A 22263-nucleotide genomic window follows, 5' to 3' on the forward strand; every position below is an offset into this window, starting at 1 on the left:
CGATCGTCCGATCGGTGCAAGCGGGGTTCGGCATGGCCCCATCCGGCACGGCCCTCACAGCGCGCCAAGCACACCTTTAACCGTTCCTTGCCATCGAGCCTGGCCAGGATGCCTTATGCTTATGCCCAATACGGGACAAGATCTGACGTCCTTCAACCATCCCGCCAGAACCCAGTTCGTGCCATGAAGCCCTCGTCACCGCTTCCCGTCCGGAAACGCATTTCGCTGTTATTCAGTCTGCTGACGGCCATCGGCGTATCCATGGCGCTGGTGGGCCTGTACTTCGGCCTGGGAAGTTGGCGCGATGCCATGCACGTCGCAGCGCACAACACCATCGCGACCCACAGCCTGGCCGCCGTCAAGCATTTTGCCTTCGAGCGCGGCCGTACCAATGTGATTCTCCGCGGCAGGGCGCCGATCTCGGATGCCAACCGCGCTTTCATCGACGAACGGCGTGCCAACGGCGATGCCGCCATTGCGACGGCCCTGGAGAGCGCCACGCACCTGCCCCACGAAGCCGACGATGTCGACCGCGACTGGGCTGCGATCAAAATCCTGCGTCAAGAAGTCGAGCGCAATTTCGCGCTACCGCTTGCCGAACGCGATCCCGGCTTGCTGGGGCGCTGGCTGGAAGCCTCCAACCGTCTCGTCGCTCACCTGGAGATCCTGCTCGCCCACGCTTCGAGGGTATCCGAGGCGGATTTCGTCTTCACCCAACTGGCATCGATGCGCATCCACGCCCTGCAATTCCGCAACGCGGTCGGTTCGGAATCCACCCTCCTGGCTGGCGAACTTGCAGCGAATCGCATCCCGGACGCCCACATCCAACGCAAGACCGCCCTGCTGCGTGGCGCCTCCCAACAGTCGTGGCAGCACATCGAAGACGCTAGCGGCAGCCTGAACGATCCATCCTTCCAGGCAGCAAAAGACAAAGTCCGCCGGATTTTCTTCGCGGACTTTCTCCCCCTGATGGATGGCGTTCTCGATTCAGCCCGGCAGGGCCATCTGCCCGAACTGACCGTCGATACCTACGCACAGAAATCCGTCCCGGCCCTGGACTCCATCATCGAGATGGTCGACAGCACCGACCGCATGGTGGGCGACTATGTCCATCAGCAACTGGAACGGGCACGCTGGCTGCTGGCAGGAGCCTTGGGCGGCTTAACCCTGACGCTGCTGCTTGCCTGTCTGGCACGGCGCGTATTGAAGCGGGATCTCATTCTCCCGCTGCATACGATCGTCGACCGTCTGTATCGCTTGCGGGGCGTCACCGACCGCATGCCGCCCCACGACGCGGACGACCTGGCGAACATCAATCACGCGCTGAACCTATTGGAAGACTCGCTGCTGGAGGTTCAAGCCGCCCGCATCGCGGCCGAAACCAACCGAAGCCAACTCAGCGAAGCCAAGGAACGCCTCGAAGCCGCCGCCTCCGCCGGCATCGTCGGGGTCTGGGACTGGGACATACCTAAAGACCGGCTCATCTGGGATAAGGTGATGTACCAGCTCTACGGCCTGCGCGAAGAAGACTTCGGTGAGGCGTACGAAGCCTGGGCCCGCGCCATCCATCCGGAGGACAGGCCCTACACGGAAAACGAAATCCAGGCCGCCCTGCGCGGCGAGCGGGAATACGCACCGCAATTCCGCGTCGTCTGGCCCGACGGCAGCGTCCGCTACATCCAGGCAATGTCCCACACCAGCTTCGATGATCAGGGCCGGCCCGTACGCATGATCGGCGTCAATTACGACCTCACCGAACAGAAGAAGATCGAGCTGGCCCTTGAGCAGCGGGTTGCCGAACGCACCGAGGAGCTGAACAAGGCCAAGGAACTCGCCGAAGCGGCGAGCCGCGCCAAGAGCACCTTCCTTGCCAACATGAGCCATGAGCTGCGCACACCGATGAACGCCATCATGGGCATGGCGAACATCATGCTGCGCCGTGTCCAGGAGCCGAAACTGCGCGTACAGATCGAAAAGATCGACGTCGCCTCCCGCCACCTGCTGCATGTCATCAACGACATCCTCGATCTCTCCAAGATCGAAGCCGAGCGCCTGATCCTGGAGCGTATCGAGTTCCGCGTCGGTGACACCGTGGAAAACCTCATGGCCCTGATCGGCCCGAAAGCCACCGAAAAGGGCCTCGACTTCCGCATCGATCTGCCTGCAGAGGTCGCCCGCCGCGCCCTGCTCGGCGACCCGACCCGCCTTGGACAGATCCTGCTCAACCTCAGCGGCAACGCCGTCAAATTTACCGACCGCGGCACGATCACCCTGCGTTGCCGGTGCGCCGCAGAAGACGACGACCGGCTGCAACTGCGCTGGGACATCGTCGACACCGGCATTGGCATCTCGACCGACGATCTGAAGCGTCTATTTACAGCGTTCGAACAGGCCGACGGCTCGCTGACCCGCAAGTACGGCGGCACCGGGCTCGGCCTGGCCATCAGCAAACGGCTAGTCCAGCTGATGGGTGGCGACATCGGGGTGGACAGCGAACTGGGCCAAGGGAGCCGCTTCTGGTTCACCACCTGGCTCCCGAAGGCCGATGAACACACCCCCTACCGATCGCCGGCGCCCGCGCTGCGTTCCACCGAACAGCGCCTGCTCGACGAACACGCCGGCTCCCGCATACTGCTGGCCGAAGACGAACCGGTTAATCAGGAAGTGTCCCGCGAGATGCTGGAAGATGTCGGATTCCACGTGGACGTCGCCCCGGACGGCAACAAGGCCCTCGCCCTCGCCCACCAAAACCGCTATGCCCTGATCCTGATGGACATGCAGATGCCCAACATGAACGGCGTCGACGCAACCAAGGCCATACGCAGCCCCCACACAGGCACCCTCAACACCGACACCCCCATCCTCGCCATGACCGCCAATGCCTTCGAGGAGGACCGTCAGCTGTGCTTCGCCGCCGGCATGAACGACTTCGTCTCCAAGCCCGTTGCGCCGGATACGCTGTATCAAGTCATGCTGAAGTGGCTTAAGAAATAGTCGGCGCCGGCACCCGGATCCTCGCGCTGCCGGGAAGCACGGTTTTTACACGGGGAAAACGGCGATAATAGCGGCCAATTCGTTTCGAACGCTATTTCAGGATTCCCCCATGGAAATTAAGGTCAATTTTCTCGACAAGCTTCGTCTTGAAGCCAAGTTCGATGACTTCACGGTGGTGGCCGACCAGCCCATCCGCTATAAAGGCGATGGCTCGGCGCCTGGTCCGTTCGATTACTTTCTGGCTTCATCGGCTTTGTGTGCGGCTTACTTCGTGAAGCTGTACTGCGAAACCCGCAACATCCCCACTGAAAACATCCGCCTGTCGCAAAACAATATCGTCGATCCGGAAAACCGCTACAAACAGATTCTGAAGATTCAGGTGGAATTGCCGGCCGATATCTCCGCCAAGGACAGATTGGGCATCTTGCGTTCCATCGACCGTTGCACGGTAAAAAAGGTCGTGCAAACCGGCCCTGATTTTGTCATCGAAGAAGTAGAAAATCTGGACGCCGATGCACAGGCCTTGCTGACGCTTAAAGCGGATTCCGAAGCCAGTACCTATATTGTGGGCAAGGATCTGCCGCTGGAGCAAACCATCGCCAATATGGCGGGGGTTCTGGCCGGCCTGGGCATCAAGATTGAAATCGCCTCATGGCGCAATCTGGTTCCCAACGTGTGGTCGCTGCATATCCGCGATGCGCACTCGCCGATGTGTTTTACCAATGGCAAGGGCGCGACCAAGGAAAGTGCATTGGCGTCGGCACTCGGTGAATACATCGAACGGCTGAATTGCAATCACTTCTACAACGACCAGTTCTGGGGAGAAGACATTGCCAACGCAGCGTTCGTCCATTACCCGGATGAGCGCTGGTTCAAGCCCGGCCCTAAAGATGCACTGCCGGCCGAAATACTCGACGAGTACTGTCTGGAGATCTACAACCCGGACGGTGAATTGCGTGGCTCGCATCTGTACGACACCAACTCCGGCAACATACAGCGCGGCATCTGTTCGCTGCCATATGTGCGCCAGTCGGACGGCCAGGTGGTGTATTTCCCGTCCAACCTGATCGACAACCTGTTCCTCAGCAACGGCATGAGTGCCGGCAATACGCTGGCCGAAGCACAGGTGCAATGCCTGTCGGAAATCTTCGAGCGGGCAGTCAAACGCGAAATTCTGGAAGGCGAGATCGCCCTGCCCGATGTGCCGCACGAAGTGCTGGCCCAATACCCCGGCATTCTGGCCGGCATCGAGGAACTGGAAAAGCAGGGCTTCCCGGTGCTGGTAAAGGATGCGTCGCTCGGCGGGGAATTTCCAGTGATGTGCGTCACCCTGATGAATCCACGTACCGGCGGTGTATTTGCGTCCTTTGGCGCGCACCCGAGCCTGGAAGTGGCGCTGGAGCGCAGTCTTACCGAACTGCTACAGGGGCGCAGTTTCGAAGGCCTGAACGATTTGCCCCGGCCCACCTTTGAAAGCAATGCCGTCACTGAGCCGAATAACTTCGTTGAACACTTCATCGATTCCAGCGGCGTGGTGTCATGGCGCTTTTTCAGCGCCAAAGCCGATTACGAGTTTGTCGAGTGGGATTTTTCCGGCCACGGAGAAAACTCCAATATCGACGAAGCCGCGACACTGTTCGGCATTCTCGAAGAGATGGGCAAAGAAGTATACATGGCGGTATATGACCAACTCGGCGCAACGGCCTGTCGCATCCTGGTGCCGGACTATTCTGAAGTTTATCCGGTAGAAGACTTGATCTGGGATAACACCAACAAAGCCCTGTTGTTCCGCGACGATATCCTGAACCTGCATCGCCTCGACGATGCCCGCCTGGAAGCATTGCTTGAACGCCTGGAAGACAGTGAACTCGATGACTACACCGACATCATTACCTTGATCGGCATCGAGTTCGACGAAAATACGGCGTGGGGACAGCTGACGATTCTGGAGTTGAAGCTGCTGATCAATCTCGCCCTGAAGCAATTCGAAGCAGCGCAGGAGCGGGTGGAAGCCTTCCTGCAATACAACGAAAACACCGTCGAGCGCGGCTTGTTCTATCAGGCCTTGAACGTGGTGCTGGAAGTGCTGCTGGACGACGACCTGGAACTGGACGATTACGAAGTCAATTTCCGCCGGATGTTTGGCAACCCGCGGATGGATGCGGTGCTGGGCTCGGTGGACGGCAGCGTGCGCTTCTTCGGCTTGACGCCAACCAACCTGAAACTGGAAGGGCTCGACAGGCACCAGCGCCTGATCGACAGCTACAAGAAACTGCACATGGCGCGGGCCAATGTGGCGGCTCTAGGCATATAAGCTCCCCCCCTTTTCCATCAGGAGTTTCCAGCATGATTCGCGACGCACAATTCGAACAAGGACTGCAAAAGCGCAAACAAGTGATGGGCGAAGCCTTTGTCGACAAGGCCTTCGCCAACGCAGATGCCTTCACCGCGCCCCTCCAGGAGTTCGTCACCCGCAACGCCTGGGGCACCACCTGGTGCCGCGACGGACTCGACCTGAAAACCCGCAGCCTGCTGACGCTGTCGATGCTGACCGCGCTTGGCCGCGCAACCGAACTCAAAGGCCACGTGCGCGGCGCCATCAATAACGGCGCGAGCGTGAAGGAAATCCAGGAAACACTGCTGCACGCCACCGTCTATTGCGGCGTCCCCCTCGCCATCGACGCCTTCCGCTCCGCCCAGGAGGTGTTGAAGGAAATGGGGATGATCGAGGACTGAAGCCAGCGAGCATCGCAGTGCTACCATCGCATCCCGTTGAAAGCCAAGTACCTCTGATCCATGGAAGACCACACACCGTCCCTCGCACCGAAAGCGTCCGCCGAGCTCCTTACCGTAAAAGACATGCTTAGAGCACTGCGCGAAGCATTCCCCGTGTTCGCGGACAACAAACCACTGGCCATTGGCATAGACAAGCAAGCAATGGCCATTCGCCCCGACTTCGACAAGAAGCTCCTCAAGCCTGCGATAGGCTTGCATACGCGGTCAATCTCGTATCTGAAGGCCCTGCAAAACGCCACCCATCGCTTCAATATCGACGGAACGTCTGCGGACCCGGTCACTCCGGCACAACAGGAACTCGCCGCACAACAATTGCGCGAGCGCTTCAAGCTTGGCGCCGAGAAGCGCAGAGCGGAAAAAGCGGCAGCAGAGGCTGTTGAAGCCGAGCAGGAACGCATGCGCAAGTTGGCTACACTGGCAGAAAAGTTCGGACGGAAGTAAGGCCATCCTGTTGAGCCTCAGCGCGAGGCGCGCGCGTTACTCAGGGCAGTGAGGGCGATTCAGCCAAGCGCTGACGGTGCCACCGGCTTCGTCCGCCAGCGTTTCTTCCATGGGCCTGAAACCCAGACCAAACTCCCTGCTCGCAGGTATTGGAATGGCAGGCTGCGAAGCTCCCCGTAACATCACGCGCCTTGCTTACCAACATGCTTTCCCATTTCTCCTCCTTCCGACTCATCCTTGTTTTTGTTCTCTCCCTATGGGCCCCGTGGAGCTCCGCGCAGACGCTCGCGCTGACCTTCGATGATGGTTTCAATCCCACTACGCAGCCCAGGGCGACGCAGTGGAATGCGCAGATGCTGGCCGCCTTGCATGAACACAAAATCCAATCCGCCTTGTTCCCTTCACTGGCGCGCATGGGCGGTGTTGAAGGGCTTGAGTTGGTGGCGGCATGGGCACAGGCAGGGCATCTGGTCGGGAACCATACAGCCAGTCACCGCAGCCTGGCCGATCCGAAAGTGTCGCTGGAATGGTTCATTTCCGACGTCCAGGCCGCGGACGCGATGGTCAGAGACTTACCCAGCTTCGTGCCGATGCTGCGGTTTCCCTATCTGAAGGAAGGCGACACCCTGACCAAGCGTGATGGTTTGAGGGCCTGGATGGCCCGGAATGGCTACAAAAGCGCCCCAGTATCCATCGACGCAAGCGACTGGTACTACAACCTCGTCTATGCCGCGCACCTGAAGGCGGGCGATGCCGACAAGGCGGAACGCGTGAAACAGCGCTATATCCGCCATCTGCTCGACCGAGCGGCCTATTACGACGGTCTCGCCCGCGAAATCCTCGGCAGAAGCCCGGCCCATGTCATGCTCCTCCACACCAACCAGATCAATGCCGAAGCCTTGCCGGAGGTGGTTTCAGCGCTGACAGCTCACGGCTGGACAATCATCTCTGCGAACACCGCATTTCAAGATCCGCTGTACGCACAAGCACCAGACACCCTTCCTGCCGGCGAGAGCATCATTTGGGCGCATGCCAAAGCGCACAATCTTCCGGGCCTGCGCTATCCAGCAGAAGATTCCGTGTATGAGGAGCCTTTGCTACGAGACGCCGGATTGGTGCCTTAGTATCCGGAAACGGCTGCCGTCACAAACCCTGCATCCAAATACGCCGTCATTCCCTTGACGCCCTCCCCTGCCCGCGCCGATACTCACCACGTCACCTAAACAGTGGTGATCGGGCGTGAGAACCCGATTGAATCAAGGCCGATGAAGGCCGCGTTTGACGCGGCTTTTTCTTGTCGGAGCATGGTCGCGTCTGTCCAATGGCGGGCCGTGCGGGGCAGCCGCAAGGCTGGCCGGTTCCTTGATTCCGGTTTCTCACCCCCGCACGGTTCCGCCGCCCACCGTGAGAAGTGGATGGCGGAGATTCAGACCGCAATCAAGGAGCAACACGCCATGACTCGTCACGCCCGGCCGTGCGCCCAAGCGCGCACATGCATCGCCTTGCAACACCCCGCGCCCCACCCTGCACACACGACACACCGCGCACAGAGGGCCGCAACATGAACGCCCCGATGAACTTCCCCGCCCCCTCGGCACCGCTCTATGTGCTCGCAGACAATGTGGACACGCTCACCCTCGTCGACCAACTCAGCGCCCGCCTCGCCCAACTACAAGCCCTGCTCGCCATGACCCGTGGCAATGCCGGCGATGTATTCCGGCGCATGGATGCAGAAAACCAGGAACACTACCTGTGGGCCTGCGGAATGATCGCGGATGAAGCCAGGGAGTTGATGGGGAGGATTGAGGGGCGCAGGTTTGCGGGGCAGGATGATCGGGGAGGAAGGGAACGGGTGTAGAGGTTTGGGATGGCAGGCACGAGAAAGCGATGTCTGCCATCTGGTGGTGGTTCTGATGTAGCTGAAGTGAGATACCTGCTGCGCGTCTGCTTATCGGCCTGAGCTGTCGTTGGGGGACCTGCAAAGCTCCGTCAGCAATGTGACTCTTTGCTGACGGAGCGGACACCGACGGCTAGGTCTCTTGTAACCACAAGCTCAAGCCGTTAGCAGCCTACCTGCTCATCATATTCGGCTTATTGATTGAACAACCCACTGAATGCATCGTCCCACTGGTTACTATCCCGTCTTGGAAACACATATGCGGAGCCACTGCTGGTGACAACGTTTGAGCTCGGCCTCCTAACAGTCCCTCTACTGAGAAAACCGATGCCTACAACATGGTCCCGGTCGGTGCAGTTTGACAGGAATTCGCTCGCCCACCGGCGTAATCCGGTCGGGGTATTACTGGGGACGTTGTCGTGCTCAGCAAGAGACTCCATTCCCTCCGGCGACATCCCCCCGAACTCCAAAAGAATCAATCCAGGTCGTTTACCAGTCAATTGCTTGACGGCAGCCCGTTTTGTAGTTTTCTGGACAGCGTCGAACAGAGAGTCATCTTGACTGCTTTGAATGACGCACATTACGGCACCTCCGCCCCTTAGCCCAGTAACCATGGCCTGGCGATTTGTGGTGCCAGTGATTGACTCGATCAATTCTCGCGCGCCCGATCCAGCATTAATCCAGTCGATACCGGCAAGCAGCCGAGCGTCAAAATAACGAATTAAGATGTCAGCCTGAGGGTAAATCTGGCTTTGCCCAGACAGGATGGTCTTTGCCACGAGCTTGGCCAGTTCCTTCCTCTCAGCAAAGCTGGTCGGAAGCTTGCTTGGCAACTTGATCACAATCGAAAGGCCTCCACGCAGCCCACGCGTTGCAGCCATAAGGTCGCGCTGCATTAGGTTCCAGAATTCAAGTGCGTAACGGGTAGGGATCTGCCGGCCCTTTTCTTCCGAGACAGCCTTGCACTCGACTTCTAAGCCTGTAGGTCCGATATCTTCAACCAGCAAATCGTACGTATCCCCGCCGGTTTCCAGTTCGGGCCATGCCAGCCGATGGCCGAGCTTCGAGAAATGCAAGCCTACGGTAAACTCGAGCTGAAGGGCTCGCATGTCTTCAGGGTTTCTAAAAGCCCCCCGAATTCGACCAATCGTCCTGGTACGGTTCTCGGCTCCCATCCTATCCATAGTGCTCAGGCAATGGGATGCAAATGCCAACGCGGGATAGACAGGAGAAAGGTCCATTCGGCCAACTGGCAACGTTCCATACTGACGTTCCAGGTTGCTGCAATAATTAAACTGATAAGCGATATCGTTTTCCTGGAGGTGGTAATGGCGGAGGAATTTGTTTCCGCGAATCTCCTCTTCGAGTTTTTTGACGCGTTGGCGCCAGTTGCTTTCCCCGATAAGGTGGCGGAATCGACGGAAAAGTTGGTCAAGCTCATAGTCGTAAATGGACGTTCTGAACGGCATCTGGATTTTCATCCCGCGATATATTTGCTTCTGTAATTTTACGACTATCTGGGAATGCAACCGCTCACTTGTGCGGTATTGCGGAGTCTCCGTGACTAAAGCCCGGCTACGGAAGCAAAGCCGACTGAGTGAAGCCACGGGACCAATGCCAGCAATGGCCGAGATGCTGTCGCTGGTTCGACGGGCACCTCCTCAGCCAAAACGGACATCTACGACCTTGGCAAGTAGAGTCCGCTATCGATCCATATGCGGCGATTGGAAAATGAAAATGCGGCCATTCGGGTCATTCCGCCTCATGCCATTGAACTAAACTGGCAGAGACCCGCAGGACTAACTTTTTCCATTGGCCGCTTGCTTCTTGCGAGTTTCAATAGCGCCGGTAAGTGCGACAAGTGCCTCGATGTCCAGTCCCAATTGGGTCGCAGTCGGAACCGGCGAATTCTTGCCGGACACCGGATCATGAGCGTCAACCACGTCACAGCAAACTTGGTAAAGGCGCTCGATTTCATCGCATTCTGCCTGTTCAAAGCCGACAACCTTGGAAAGGTTTGGCGTAACCCTGATCCAATCCCTGTACCTGACCACAACCCCGTTGAACACCAAGTCTTGGATAACACGCTCGATTGTCGCGCGCATCAAGTTGTATTGCTGCCGCATGACTGCCGATTGCTCCCCGTTCGGGTACGGCGGCCAACCAGCCGCTAGCGCTGATTGCGCTTTTTGCAACTTGTCGATGCGGTCCTTATAGCTCTTGTGTTCCCAAGGCAGTCCGTTTTGGACCACGCCAGAAAACTCGCCGTGCCATTCAAGATGATGGATGACGTGGTCTATTCCCGTTTGATCGATCAGGTCGCGAAGTTCTCCTAGGAACGACGTATCGTGTGTGAAGATGATTACTTGCCTGTTTTTGGCCTCTTCAATCAAACGACGCGCCACGTTCTGTCGCCTGGTGTGATCCAAGGAAGAAACGGGATCATCGAATACGATTCCACCACCATGGCCTCCGGTTCGGAGCTCGGCTAAGAAGCATCCAAGTGCAATTGCACGTTGTTCACCTTCGCTCAGGATGTCGCGAATCTGGGTCGGAATAACGACGTCCAACGCTAATTTATGTTTCATCTTGCCGCGCTCAACGCTTTCGTCGAGGCGAGGTGCCATATGCGCAACCCCCAGCGCATCGAACTCTGCCTTCAAGGCCTGTCGTAGCGGAGCTGTCACAGCATTGGTCGCGAACTCCTTGGCCTTGTCGGAAATGGGCTTTGTCTTCAGGTCGTCCTTGCACTTCGAGAGCAGGGCCTTGACCCTCATCCGTTCGATAAGTGCAAGGACTGCGTCCTTCTGAGGAAGCAGGGCAACTCGCGCTTTTAGTTCCGTGAGCTCCGCCTTCATTAGGAGTTTCTGCTTGTCGTCAGTTGCCTTCTCGTATGCCTCTGCTTGGGAAGTGAGTGCATCCGCAATCGCCTTCAGCTTTACGCAAAGATCTGCCGGAAATTCCTGGATTCCGTCCCATGCGTGGGCTTTTTGTGCTGCCAGCATCCATTTCTGCCTCTCGGTGACAGCGTTGTTGAACGCGCAGATTTCAGCTACTACGTTCGGGTCGAGGTGGTTCAGCTCATCAACGTAGGGCTTGTAGTCGATGGAAAGTGCTGCGCCCTCGATCTTGCTTATTGCGGTAGCCCTTGCAGACCGTTTGTCCGCCCCGAGCTTGGCGACGTTATGCTGGACGTATTCCTCGAACCGCTTCATGCGGGCCGTGCCGTCATCTAAAAGGTCTTGTTGGCATAGCAGGCATTTGCCACCTTCAGGCACATGAGGGAACGCCTGACCTGGATAAGCTGCCCCCAGAGAGAACTGTTTCGCGGCTTCGTACATCGCCTTCCACAGCACATCGCCGGTTCCTGGCAGTAGCGCCTCTCCAGCACGCAGGACATTGGCGGCTTCAGCTTCGGCGGCGAATGCCTTTTCCGCGTCTTCGTCCATGGTCCGGAACTTCTGTACGGATTCGTGCTTGACCCAGTTCGCCGACGATTCGATCTTCGTTTTCAAGGCATTCATGCGTCCAATCGCTAGTCGCAGCTCTTTCGCCTTTGCTTTCGGATCCGCCTCGCTGAGGGTCTTATCCAATTCTCCCATCCGTGCGGTCTCTTCCTCGCTCATCAGGGCAAGTGCCTCTACGTCGGCGATCTTGGTATTTTCGCTTAACGAGTCGATAAGCTCGGATACTTTGGTAGGTCGCGCCAAATGGCTGAACGCCTCCTTCGTGGTTGGTGTTGCGGCGATCTCCGCGTTCAGTTTCTCTGTGATTTTCGGCAAAACGATTTGTGCCAAGTTCTCCACGACGTCCAGCCCATAAGGCAGGTATGCAATTTCCTGCTGCAAGTCGAGGTAAGAGCGCGCGCAGTGCGTGTCGAATACCGCAATGGTGGCAAGTTCGACTGGGGCATGCCCGTTCTTCTTCCAGTTGACGGTGGCCGGCTTCGCTCCGAGTTCGATGTCGAAGCTTGCTTCGGGGATTGCGGTGGCCTTAGCTTTGTCGAGCAGGTTCGGTCGCACATCCTCGCTGACATCGCGTGCCCGGCAGGCTCGCTTCAGCACCCGAGAGTAGCCAGATTTTCCAGCGCCGTTAGCTCCATAAATAACGGTGACGCCCTGTTTAGAAAAGTTAAGGCTCTGATTGGCGGCTAGCCTGTTGACATTCCTTATGTCCTTCAGCGCAACTAAGACTGCGGCATCATTCTTGGCGGCCGTTACAGGCAGATGGTCTTGGCAGAGTGGTGCCGGTGTTCTGCCTTGAGGGTCCTCCAGCCCGACGCTGCTCTTTAGCATCGCATAGAGATCGTCGAGGGCTCCATTGTCTAAGGTGTTCTGGAAAAGGCGCCGCGCAGCGTCCTGTTGCCAGGGTTTGAGGCTTGAATTTGACCATTGAAGAATTTGCGCCAATAGCGTCATGCTTTTCTTCCAAAAATATCTTAGTGACTGACTCAAATCGCATCATTGACCGTCCGCTGCTGGTATCAAGAGTATGCAAATCGATATTTTGACGATTGCTTGCTTTCACAGAATGGGAAAGCTTCTGTTCAAACTTTTCTCTAGGCTATACGGCAGTTGAGGGACGGATTGCTGCCTGATTCCGTACCCAAGGCCGAGGTCCGCAATGGCCGACAAGCGGCCCTTCCATCAGTGGAGCTGACTAGTCAGATCACCGCCCTCATCCAATTCAGCACCGCCCCCGAAGACCGCACTACGCTATGCACGAAGGCTGGCAGTCGCCTTCAGTTGATCAGCAAACTCATATAGTTTGTGATGCATTGAGACTCCCATGAGATGACACATGAAAACTATGACAGTTGACCATATTGGGTAGTGCAGAACTTCACTCTTGACAGCAGCGCCCCCTCGACGTGACAAGGCCCAGCTGATTGCTGGGCCTTGCGGGCTTTGCGTAACGCCCTCGTCTCAGACCTTCGAACGGCGGTCTACGTCGTCGCCTCCTCCACCTTCCCCGCCCTTGCCCGCGACTTGTCGCTCAAACAATGTCAAGCCGTCGCCCCGTGATCAGACACCTAAGGAACGACGGCGCAAATGGTTGAAAGGGGCCGAATGGGATGTGCTGCATCCGGTTCTGTCCGCCGCAGGCTACAACCTGCGCCGGTTGATGCGCTGATCACCCGTCTGGTGCTGAAGTCCTCTATATGCTCGAAATTCTGATCGCGATGCTTGAGCACACAGGCTCGGCAATCGCGCTACACGGCCCACTGGGGATGGCTGACTGCAGCTGAGCGAATATTTCGGGGCCGACTCATTACCGGCACACGATCCCCTGAGGAGTCTGCGCCCCCTGTTTCACACTCTTATATGTGATGGAACACTCCGTCGTGGTGTCCGCAACTCTCTTTGCAAGAGAAACAACCCCATTAGCATACTCACAGGAGAGCCACTTTCCCTGAGGATAGGAACCCTCAAAAGCCCATACGAGCGTGGTGCTACTGGCGGTCTTTCTTGTAAACGATGGTTTGAGATCTGCCCGCATCGATGGCTCCCCTTGCATGAAGCCTGCCGCTGTCAACCTGAGTGGTTGAGGAACAAAGCTCGTCCAACCATCCTTGTGGTCTGCGATGTACACCGATTCAGCCGAAATGGTGAGAGGGCATTCAACGGTCTGGCCATCAGCGAGCACATGCGATGGGTACATTGAAATGCCACTGAAAAGCGCGATAACGATCAAAGCAAGCTTTGTAGAGGACAGCATACGTGCATTAATCATTGGATGATGGAAAAGGCGTCTGCGTTATTGCTCGGGTCAGCATAGCTACCATCTTTCCATGTACCTTTGAAGAGAATGTACCTTTTCGACACCTTCGGCTTCTTAGGGTCACCCTTCCATTGATCCATAACCCAAATGCCACCGACGTCTTGGCTGATGTAAAGCGCAGCATGATTTCCATGAGCGTTGCTGGCGTATTTTCCATTCACGAACGTAGCAATAGCTGTACCTCTCCTGATGGTCAAGTTGCCTTTAACCTTGTCCCCCTCCCTCCAGGTGGATGTATGTGGCGCTTTGGCGTAGTGCTGCACCAGTGCTACGCATTGATGGGATCCAACCAAGTCTGTCTGATCGAGATCATCCGTCTTCAAGTAGATATAAGGCATAAGGGAAGTTCTTGGATGTGAAATTGCAGAAAATGCTGCAGAAACGTCTGTCCCATTTCGATTAGCTCATACGAGGCCTCACTGAGGCCTCGTGATGGATACTCAACCGCCGGTTACAGTTGCTCCGCAGCCTCCTTCACCACCCTCGCCCGCGATTTCCGTTCCGACTTCTTCTTCAAGCCCAGCGCCGCGACCTGGTCCGAATCCACACCGTATTGCGCCTTGAACTGGTTCTTTACGCCGAGGATGGCGGCGTGGAATTCGTGCTGGATGGCGACGGCCGCGTCGCGGGCGGCGGCGTAGGTGTTCTGGGTGTGCAGTTCGGCGTCGAGGGCGGCCTGCAGCTTGTTGAACAGGGCCGTGACGACGTCGAAGCTGTAGTCGGTGTTGGCTGGCTTGTAGTCGGGGATGGCCTTGAAGGCGCGGTAGGTTTCGAGGTCGGCCAGGGTTACCTGACTGGGGAGCCGTTTGAACATCGGGTTTGCCATGAGTCCTCCTGCGTGTGGTTTGAAAGGAAATGCGCGGTCTGTTTCATTTATGTTAAATACCTATTAAAGTTAACTCAATAGCATATTTTGTGTTACACGGTGCACATTCGATGTTGTCGCGTCCACTGTGAATGTTGCCGACGGCGCATTCGATGTTGCGACGTGAACATGCTTTGTTGACAGGTGAACATGGCACCTTGGGCAAAGCGGTATCGAATGTGGCGGTGTGCGTATAGAGGAATGCGCGGTCAACATTCGATGTTGCGCCGGCCTTGCTCTACGAGCGGGCCGCCACATCGTATGTGGACGCCACACTCTTTACCGTGCACGCGGCTTCGCGTAGTCTGCGCCAGCAATCCTTTTGACATACTCCGTCAACATCGACCGAGCACCTTTCACTTTCGTCTGTTCCGGCTCTCTCCATCATGTCGCAGCACCTCGCGGTTTTCGATTTCGACGGCACGCTTGCCGATTCCTTCGATGCTTTCCTTGTGTCCCTCAACGAGGTGGCCAAGCGGCATGGTTTTCGGGGTATTGCGCCGGATGCAACAGAAGAGCCGCGCAAGATGTCGGGGCGGCAGTTGATGGATTACCTGGGGATTCCGTTCTGGAAGGTGCCGGCGATTGCGGTGGACATGCGGCAGCGGGTGCTGGCGCATATCGACATGGTGCGGCCCTATCCGGGCACGGCGGAGGCCTTGCGGGCGATTGCCGGCCAGGGCACGGCGCTGGCGCTGGTGACATCCAATTCCCGCGAGGCGGTGCATGCGGTGCTGGGGGCCGAGACGCTGGCGCTGTTCGCCCAGGTACATTGCGGCGCGTCCCTGTTCGGCAAGCGTTTCAAGCTGCAGGAGCTGCTGTGGTCGAGCCGGCTGAAGCCGCAGCAAGTGGTGTACGTGGGCGACGAGATCCGCGATGCGGAGGCTGCCGCGGCGGTGGGCATGGCTTTCCTGGGGGTAGCCTGGGGTTTTACGCGGGCAGCGGAGTTCCAGAAGTATTGCCGGCATCCGCTGGTGGAGCGCATGGAAGACCTGCCGGCGGCGATTGCGGAGGTGCTGCCGGTCTGAGGCAGGCCTGCAGGGCCGTCCTCCGATGGGATGAGCCGGCGCCATCGTCGTTCCGCAACACAAGTGCGGGAAGATCGATGACATTCAAGTCCAGTCCTCTGGCCGCTTAGCGCGCGATCCCCCTATACTGGCGCCGTGAGGTCAGACGACGAATCCCAAGTGCAAGAAGACCAGCCCAAAAGCTTGCTGCACCGCTTGCGCTGGCCCCTCGGCGGGCTGCTGGCGGTCATTGTTGTCGGTGGTGGCGTGCTCGTCGCCGACGAGGTCAAGACTTCGCGCTTGCAGGCGCATTATCTGGCGCGCTACGCCGCCGACCTGAACTATGCGCTGGTCGATGGCCGCAGCGACGCCATCCGCACGCCGGCCCACGGCCCCTTCGATGAACGCATGGGCTACAGCGAACTCCCCCAGATCGGCACCCGCCTTGCAGCGCACGGCTTCCGGCTGACGCGGCAGGCGCACTTCTCCAACGCGCTGCTCGATTACACCCGACGCGGCTACTTTCCGCCCTATCGCGAGAAGACCTCGGCCGGCCTCACCGTCACCGATTGCCGCAGCGAGACGCTGTACCGCTTCCGCTATCCGTACCGGGCCTATGCCGACTTCGCGGCGGTGCCACCGCGCATCGCCCAGGCCCTGACTTTCATCGAAAACCGCGATCTGCTCGACGAAGCGCGCCCCTTGATGAACCCGGCGGTGGATTGGGTGCGCTTTGCCCGCGCCGTCGTCGGCCGGGTCGGCCGTCTCGTCAATGAGGATTTCGATGCGCCGGGCGGCAGCACCCTGGCCACCCAGATCGAGAAGTTCCGCCACTCGCCGGACGGCGTCACGCCGAACAGCAGCGAGAAGCTGCGCCAGATGGTGTCGGCCAGCGTGCGCGCCTACCGCGACGGCGAGCAGACTCTGCCTCAGCGCCGCGGCCTGTTGATCGATTACCTCAACACCGTGCCGCTGTCGGCGGCGCCCGGCTTCGGCGAGGTCAACGGCCTCGGCGATGGCTTGTGGGTGTGGTTCGCTGCGGATTTCAACGAGGTCAACACGCTGCTCGCCGCCCCCGAGGAGAGCGGCCCGCGCCTCGCAGCGCAAGGCCGTGCGCTGCGCCAGGTGGTGGCGCTGATGATCGCCCACCGTCGGCCGTCCTACTATCTCGCCCCCAAGGGTCGCGAAAACCTCGGCCAGCTGTCGGCGAGCTACATCCGGCTGTTTGCCGAGAACGGCATGATCGGCCCCGCGCTGCGCGATGCTGCGCTGGCCGAGCCGCTGAAGTTCCGCGACATGGTGGCCAACCCCGCGCTGCTGCCGGCCGATGCCGGCAAGGGGGCGACGGCCATCCGCAACCGCCTGGCCGGCCTCCTCAATGTTTCGCTGTACGAGCTCGACCGCTACGACGCCGATGTGTCCACCACGCTGGACGGTGCGCTGCAGCAGCGCGTTAGCGCCTACCTCGGGCGTTTGGTCGAACCGGAGTTCGCCCGCCAGCAGGGTTTGATTGGCGAGCGCATGCTCGAAGCCGGCAAGCTCGACGCCGTGCGCTACAGCTTCAACCTGGTGGAGAGCACGCCGGGCAGCAACCGCGTGCGCGTGCAGACCGACACCACCGACCAGCCCCTCGACATCAACGAAGGCAGCAAGCTCGAGCTCGGCTCCACCGCCAAGCTGCGCGTGCTGACCACCTATCTCGAGATCGTTGCCGAACTGCACCAGAAGCACGCCGAGAAGACGCCGGCCGAACTGCGCAAACTACAGATAGACCCGCGCGACAACATCTCCCGCTGGGCCATCGATTACCTGGCCCACGCCAGCGACCGCAGCCTGCCGGCCATGCTGCAGGCGGCCCTGGCGCGCAGCTACTCGGCCAGCCCGGGCGAGAGCTTTTTCACCGGCGGCGGCGTGCACACCTTCAACAACTTCCGCAAGGAAGACGACGGCCGCGTGCCCACCGTGCGCGAGGCCCTGCAGGGCTCGATCAACCTGCCCTTCGTGCGGCTGATGCGTGACGTGGTGCGCCACGCCATGTACCAGATTTCCGGCAGTACCGCGCAGCTGCTGCAGCAGGCCGACGACCCGCGCCGCGCGGACTACCTGGCCCGCTTCGCCGACAAGGAGGGGCAGGTCTTCCTGCGCCGCTTCTGGCTGAAGTACCGCGGCAAGAAGCCCGCCGAGATCCAGGACGACTTCCTGGATGGCCTGCGCCCTGGTGCGGATCGCCTCGCCGCGGTCTTCCGCTACCTGTCGCCGCAGGCCTCGCAGGACGACCTCGGCGCTTTCATGAAGCAGCGCCTGGAAGGCGACAAGCTGAGCGCCGAGCACCTCACCCGGCTGTACACCCGCAACGCGCCGGAAGCCTATGACCTGACCGACCGCGCTTACGTGGCCCGCGTCCACCCGCTTGAGCTGTGGCTGGTCGGCTATCTGTCGGCCAAGCCGGAAGCCGGCTGGGACGAGTTGGTGAAAGCCAGCACGGCCGAACGCCAGGCGGTCTATCGCTGGCTGTTCCGCACGCGCTTCAAGGGCGCCCAGGATTCACGCATCTTCACGATGCTGGAAGTCGAGGCCTTCCTCGACATCCATCGCCGCTGGGCCCGAGTCGGCTACCCCTTCGGCCATCTCGTGCCCTCGCTGGCCACCGCACTGGGCAGCTCGGGCGACCGTCCGGCAGCGCTGGCCGAGCTGATGGGCATCATCGAGAACGATGGCGTCCGCCTGCCGACGCGGCGCATCGACAAGCTGGACTTTGCTACCGGCACGCCCTACGAAACCCACTTTGCCGGCAACGGCGAACAGGGCGAGCGGGTGATGGCGCCGGAAGTGGCCGCCGCGCTGCGCAGCGCGCTCTCCGAGGTTGTCGAAGGTGGTACGGCACGGCGCCTGGCCGGCGCCTTCAAGCTCGCCGATGGCAGTACGCTGGGGGTTGGTGGCAAGACCGGCACCGGCGACAACCGCATCGTGCTCGGCCGCGGCGCAACGCGCGGCGTGGCGCTGAACCGGACGGCCACCTTCGTCTTCTATTTGGGCCCCCGCCATTTCGGTACGCTGACCGCCTACGTCATCGGCCCCGACGCCGCCCGCTACCACTTCACCTCGGCGCTGCCGGTGCAGATCCTGAAATCGATGGGGCCGCTGCTGCTGCCGGCGCTGGAGCCGGGCACGGAGAAGCGTTGCCCCGCACCGCCAGCCAGCGCCGGCAATATGGTGGTCGCCACATCGAACGCCGGGCCAGCCAGCGCGATTGACAGCGCGCCGCCGGCAAAACCATAATCGACCGCATCCTGCTGGAGAGAGAGGCCCACGGCCTCCGCCGAAGGCGCAAGCTCCCATAATCGCTCAGGCACACCGTACCGCAGGATTTGTTTGCCGACTGGAGAGAAGCCGGAGCATGCGCTGCATGCTGCCCGGCTCACCGAAGGGGCAGGCGCCGCACGGCGCCGGAACTCTCAGGTAAAAGGACAGGGGGAGAGGCGCTGCAGGCCCGTCATCGAACGGGCCCGCCCTTGACCGGAGTCTCCCCGATGCCTGAACTCGCCCTGCCCTCGCCTCCCCCATTCCTCGAACTCCTCGCCGGACTCGACCTGATGACGAGCATCTACCTCGTCGCCATTGCCGCCGAGGCGATGTCCGGCGCCCTTGCCGCCGGGCGCCGCAACATGGACATCTTCGGCGTTGCCGTGATTGCCTTTGTCACCGCGCTGGGTGGCGGCACCCTGCGCGACCTCGTGCTCGGCCGCTTTCCGGTGGGCTGGACCCAGCACCCGGAATACGTTTATCTGGTCATCTCGGCCGGCCTGCTGACCACCCTGCTGGCGCCGATGATGCACCGCCTCAAGCACCTCTTCCTGGTTCTCGACGCCCTCGGGCTGGTGGCCTTCTCGCTGATCGGCTGCAATGTGGCCCTGACCCTGCACTACCCGCCGGTCGTGGTGGTCATGGCCGGCATGATCACCGGCATCTTCGGCGGCATCCTGCGCGACGTGCTGTGCAACCAGGTGCCCGTGGTCTTCCGGCGTGAGCTCTACGCCAGTGTCTCGCTCGCCGTCTGCCTGCTCTTCCTCGCCCTGCGTACCGCCGGCGCGCCCCCCGACCTCAATACCACGCTGTGCTTTGCCGGCGGCCTCGCCCTGCGCCTGCTGGCCATTCATCGCGGCTGGCAACTGCCGACCTTCTCGTACCGGCAACGCTGGGAGTGAGTCGCGCGGCCGCCGACTTTACCTACATCAAGGCCGACTGCGACATTCCGCCGCAGACTGGCGGCCAGAGTGACTTCCCGCCAGCTGCTTCCATTCATGCTGCTTTCTCGTTTCATCCTTCGTTCCGTCGTCCGCAGTGGCCTTGCCGCCCTGCTGGCCCTGCCGGCGCTGGCGGCCCATGGGGCCGACTGGCTGGTGAAGCCGGGCGAGTCGATCCAGGCTGCGCTCACACGCGCAGCGGCCGGCGACACGGTGCACGTGGCCCGCGGCACCTACGCGGAAAACCTGCGTATCGAAAAGCCGGTGAAGCTGATCGGCGACGGCCGCCCGACCCTCGATGGCCAGGGCCGTGGCGACACCATCCGCGTAGTGGCCACCGATGTGAGCATCGAGGGTTTCATCATTGCCAACTCCGGTGCCGACCTGGGCGCACAGAACGCCGGCGTGTACATCCAGCCCGGCGCCGACCGGGCGCGGGTGGCCCATTGTGACTTCAGCTACACCCTGTTCGGGCTGTGGATCGAGAAGGCCCGCAACGTGCGGGTGGAATACAACCTGATCACCGGCAAACGGGACGTGGACTCGGCCCAGCGCGGCAACGGCATCCAGCTCTACAACAGCGCCGGCGCGCAGATCATCGGCAACCACATCAGCTTCGTGCGCGATGCGATCTACGTGGACATCACCAACAACGCCGTCTTCCGTGGCAACAAGATGCACCACAGCCGCTACGGCACCCACTACATGAACTCCCACTACAACCTGTGGGAGGACAACGAGAGCTACCTCAACCGCGGCGGCCTGGCCCTGATGGAGGTGCGCAACCTGACCGTGCGCAACAACAAGGCCTGGGGCAATTCGGACCACGGCATCATGCTGCGGACGATCCAGGATTCCGTCGTGGAGAACAACGTGGTGGCCGGCAATGCGCGCGGCTTTTTCATCTACGACGCGGAGTACAACACCCTGCGCAACAACCTGGTGGTGGATAACCAGGTGGGCGTGCACCTGTGGGCGGGCTCGGTGCGCAACACGGTGGAAGGCAACGACTTCATCTCCAACCGGGAGCAGATCAAGTACGTGGCCACCAAGGATGAACCCTGGGGTGGCAAGGTGGGCAACCACTGGAGCAACTACGTGGGCTGGGACCGCAATGGCGATGGCCACGGCGACGTGCCCTACGAGGCCAACGACATGGTGGATCGCCTGTCGTGGCGACATCCGATGGTCAAGCTGCTGCTCGCCAGCCCGGCCATCCAGACTTTGCGCCTGATCGCCCAGCAGTTTCCGCTGCTGCGCGCCCCCAGCATCGTGGACAAGAATCCGCGCATGCGCCCCGAACATTCCGACTGGAGAAACTGGCTTGGCAAGCACTATCGTTGAAGCCCGCGGCGTGACCAAGGACTTTGGGTCCATTCAGGCGGTGAAGGGGGTTGACCTTTCCATCGCCGCCGGCGAGCTGTTCGGCCTGATCGGCCACAACGGCGCCGGCAAGAGCACGCTGTTCAAGATGATGCTCGGGCTGATCCCTGTGACCCGCGGCGAGATCCGCCTGGACGGGGAATCCGTGACCGGGCCGCGCTTTCGGGACACGCGCCGCAAGATCGGCTACCTGCCGGAGAACGTCGTCCTCTACGACAATCTGACCGGCATCGAGACCCTGTATTTCTTCGCCGACCTGAAGGCAGTGCCGCGCGGGCAATGCGCTGCGCTGCTGGAGAAGGTCGGCCTCGGCCACGCCGCCGGCCGGCGTGTGCGGGAATACTCGAAAGGCATGCGCCAGCGCCTCGGCTTTGCCCAGGCCCTGCTCGGCACGCCGCGCCTGCTGTTCCTCGACGAGCCGACCACCGGCCTCGATCCGGGTGCGATCCGCGATTTCTACCGCATCCTGCGGGAGCTGCGCGACGAGGGGGTGACGATGGTGCTGACCTCGCACATCCTCGCCGAGATCCAGGAGCGCGTGGATCGCCTGGCGATCATGGAAGGCGGCACGATCCGCGCGACCGGCACGGTGCAATCCCTGCGCGAGGCGATGAACCTGCCGCTGACGCTGGAGATTGCCGGCGGCGCCGGCCTGCGCGAGCAGGTGGCGCGGGTGCTCGAAGGCATCGCCATCGACGGCATCGACGATTCAGGCCACAGCCTGCACATCCGCCTGCCCCGCGAAGCCAAGATGCCCGCCCTCGCCCGCCTCGCCACCCTCGGCGAAACGCTGCGCGACCTCCACGTGCGCGAGCCGTCCCTCGAGGACGTGTTCTTCGGCTACCGGACCTGAAC

Annotated in this window: 16 protein-coding genes and 1 riboswitch; of the genes, 11 read left to right on the plus strand and 5 right to left on the minus strand. The window is 60.3% G+C overall.

Annotated features, from left to right (window positions below):
* Positions 1-183 precede the first annotated feature (183 nt).
* The 6 genes from B4920_RS07300 to B4920_RS07325 all read left to right on the plus strand — a co-directional run bounded on the left by B4920_RS07300 (position 184) and on the right by B4920_RS07325 (position 8089).
* Positions 184-2994, plus strand: coding sequence for an ATP-binding protein (locus B4920_RS07300; protein ID WP_139379446.1), 2811 nt, complete (start codon positions 184-186; stop codon positions 2992-2994).
* 109 nt (positions 2995-3103) lie between these two features.
* Positions 3104-5308: an OsmC domain/YcaO domain-containing protein gene (locus B4920_RS07305; RefSeq protein ID WP_079433971.1), complete on the plus strand. Its 2205-nt coding sequence runs from the start codon at positions 3104-3106 to the stop codon at positions 5306-5308.
* Between the two features lie 32 nt (positions 5309-5340).
* Positions 5341-5730 carry a carboxymuconolactone decarboxylase family protein gene (locus tag B4920_RS07310; protein WP_079433972.1) on the plus strand — a complete coding sequence of 130 codons (390 nt, stop codon included), beginning with the start codon at positions 5341-5343 and terminating at the stop codon, positions 5728-5730.
* Between the two features lie 60 nt (positions 5731-5790).
* Entirely contained in the window at positions 5791-6231 is a 441-nt protein-coding gene (locus B4920_RS07315; RefSeq protein ID WP_079433973.1) for a ProQ/FINO family protein, read from the plus strand.
* A gap of 203 nt (positions 6232-6434) precedes the next feature.
* Positions 6435-7355, plus strand: a complete 921-nt coding sequence (locus tag B4920_RS07320; RefSeq protein WP_079434175.1) for a polysaccharide deacetylase family protein — start codon at positions 6435-6437, stop codon at positions 7353-7355.
* Between the two features lie 437 nt (positions 7356-7792).
* Positions 7793-8089, plus strand: a complete 297-nt coding sequence (locus B4920_RS07325) for a hypothetical protein (protein ID WP_139379447.1) — start codon at positions 7793-7795, stop codon at positions 8087-8089.
* Positions 8090-8322: 233 nt separating this feature from the next.
* On the opposite strand, the gene B4920_RS07330 is transcribed toward B4920_RS07325, so the two are convergent.
* The 5 genes from B4920_RS07330 to B4920_RS07345 form a co-directional block, all read right to left on the minus strand.
* A complete protein-coding gene (locus B4920_RS07330) occupies positions 8323-9609 on the minus strand; it encodes a hypothetical protein (RefSeq protein WP_139379448.1) in 1287 nt (428 codons plus the stop codon).
* Between the two features lie 318 nt (positions 9610-9927).
* Positions 9928-12546, minus strand: a complete 2619-nt coding sequence (locus tag B4920_RS07335; protein WP_079433976.1) for an AAA family ATPase — start codon at positions 12544-12546, stop codon at positions 9928-9930.
* Between the two features lie 853 nt (positions 12547-13399).
* Positions 13400-13861, minus strand: a complete 462-nt coding sequence (locus B4920_RS30910) for an STY0301 family protein (protein WP_368664713.1) — start codon at positions 13859-13861, stop codon at positions 13400-13402.
* On the minus strand, positions 13858-14247 hold the full coding sequence (locus tag B4920_RS07340; RefSeq protein WP_079433977.1) for a BPSL0067 family protein: 390 nt from the start codon (positions 14245-14247) through the stop codon (positions 13858-13860). The genes B4920_RS30910 and B4920_RS07340 overlap by 4 nt, the downstream gene beginning before the upstream one ends.
* A gap of 113 nt (positions 14248-14360) precedes the next feature.
* Positions 14361-14735, minus strand: coding sequence for a hypothetical protein (locus B4920_RS07345; protein ID WP_079433978.1), 375 nt, complete (start codon positions 14733-14735; stop codon positions 14361-14363).
* 425 nt (positions 14736-15160) lie between these two features.
* Between B4920_RS07345 and B4920_RS07350 the strand changes: the two genes are divergently transcribed.
* The 5 genes from B4920_RS07350 (at position 15161) to B4920_RS07370 (ending at position 22261) form a co-directional block, all read left to right on the plus strand.
* Positions 15161-15802 carry an HAD hydrolase-like protein gene (locus B4920_RS07350; protein ID WP_079433979.1) on the plus strand — a complete coding sequence of 214 codons (642 nt, stop codon included), beginning with the start codon at positions 15161-15163 and terminating at the stop codon, positions 15800-15802.
* Positions 15803-15961: 159 nt separating this feature from the next.
* A complete protein-coding gene (locus B4920_RS07355; RefSeq protein WP_254050869.1) occupies positions 15962-19060 on the plus strand; it encodes a transglycosylase domain-containing protein in 3099 nt (1032 codons plus the stop codon).
* A gap of 4 nt (positions 19061-19064) precedes the next feature.
* Positions 19065-19153: riboswitch (glycine riboswitch) on the plus strand.
* A 218-nt stretch (positions 19154-19371) separates the two neighbouring features.
* The gene (locus tag B4920_RS07360) at positions 19372-19986 is read left to right on the plus strand and encodes a trimeric intracellular cation channel family protein (RefSeq protein WP_216819809.1); all 615 of its coding nucleotides are present in this window, start codon (positions 19372-19374) and stop codon (positions 19984-19986) included.
* Between the two features lie 96 nt (positions 19987-20082).
* Positions 20083-21369 carry a nitrous oxide reductase family maturation protein NosD gene (locus tag B4920_RS07365; RefSeq protein ID WP_079433982.1) on the plus strand — a complete coding sequence of 429 codons (1287 nt, stop codon included), beginning with the start codon at positions 20083-20085 and terminating at the stop codon, positions 21367-21369.
* Positions 21350-22261 (plus strand): ABC transporter ATP-binding protein, encoded by a 912-nt coding sequence (locus B4920_RS07370; protein WP_254050870.1) that lies wholly within the window; start codon positions 21350-21352, stop codon positions 22259-22261. The genes B4920_RS07365 and B4920_RS07370 overlap by 20 nt, the downstream gene beginning before the upstream one ends.
* Positions 22262-22263: the final 2 nt, after the last annotated feature.

The organism is Zoogloea sp. LCSB751, from assembly GCF_002028455.1.
In the GTDB taxonomy this organism is placed as follows: domain Bacteria; phylum Pseudomonadota; class Gammaproteobacteria; order Burkholderiales; family Rhodocyclaceae; genus Zoogloea.

What these genes read in the sequence shown, in the direction of transcription:
- B4920_RS07310 (WP_079433972.1), top strand. Translation starts at nt 5,341, where the DNA reads ATGATTCGCGACGCACAATTCGAACAAGGACTGCAAAAGCGCAAACAA.
- B4920_RS07300 (WP_139379446.1), top strand. Translation starts at nt 184, where the DNA reads ATGAAGCCCTCGTCACCGCTTCCCGTCCGGAAACGCATTTCGCTGTTA.
- B4920_RS07325 (WP_139379447.1), top strand. Translation starts at nt 7,793, where the DNA reads ATGAACGCCCCGATGAACTTCCCCGCCCCCTCGGCACCGCTCTATGTG.
- B4920_RS07340 (WP_079433977.1), bottom strand. Translation starts at nt 14,247, where the DNA reads ATGCCTTATATCTACTTGAAGACGGATGATCTCGATCAGACAGACTTG.
- B4920_RS07305 (WP_079433971.1), top strand. Translation starts at nt 3,104, where the DNA reads ATGGAAATTAAGGTCAATTTTCTCGACAAGCTTCGTCTTGAAGCCAAG.
- B4920_RS07335 (WP_079433976.1), bottom strand. Translation starts at nt 12,546, where the DNA reads ATGACGCTATTGGCGCAAATTCTTCAATGGTCAAATTCAAGCCTCAAA.
- B4920_RS07315 (WP_079433973.1), top strand. Translation starts at nt 5,791, where the DNA reads ATGGAAGACCACACACCGTCCCTCGCACCGAAAGCGTCCGCCGAGCTC.
- B4920_RS07345 (WP_079433978.1), bottom strand. Translation starts at nt 14,735, where the DNA reads ATGGCAAACCCGATGTTCAAACGGCTCCCCAGTCAGGTAACCCTGGCC.
- B4920_RS07350 (WP_079433979.1), top strand. Translation starts at nt 15,161, where the DNA reads ATGTCGCAGCACCTCGCGGTTTTCGATTTCGACGGCACGCTTGCCGAT.
- B4920_RS07330 (WP_139379448.1), bottom strand. Translation starts at nt 9,609, where the DNA reads ATGAAAATCCAGATGCCGTTCAGAACGTCCATTTACGACTATGAGCTT.
- B4920_RS30910 (WP_368664713.1), bottom strand. Translation starts at nt 13,861, where the DNA reads ATGATTAATGCACGTATGCTGTCCTCTACAAAGCTTGCTTTGATCGTT.
- B4920_RS07320 (WP_079434175.1), top strand. Translation starts at nt 6,435, where the DNA reads ATGCTTTCCCATTTCTCCTCCTTCCGACTCATCCTTGTTTTTGTTCTC.
- B4920_RS07365 (WP_079433982.1), top strand. Translation starts at nt 20,083, where the DNA reads ATGCTGCTTTCTCGTTTCATCCTTCGTTCCGTCGTCCGCAGTGGCCTT.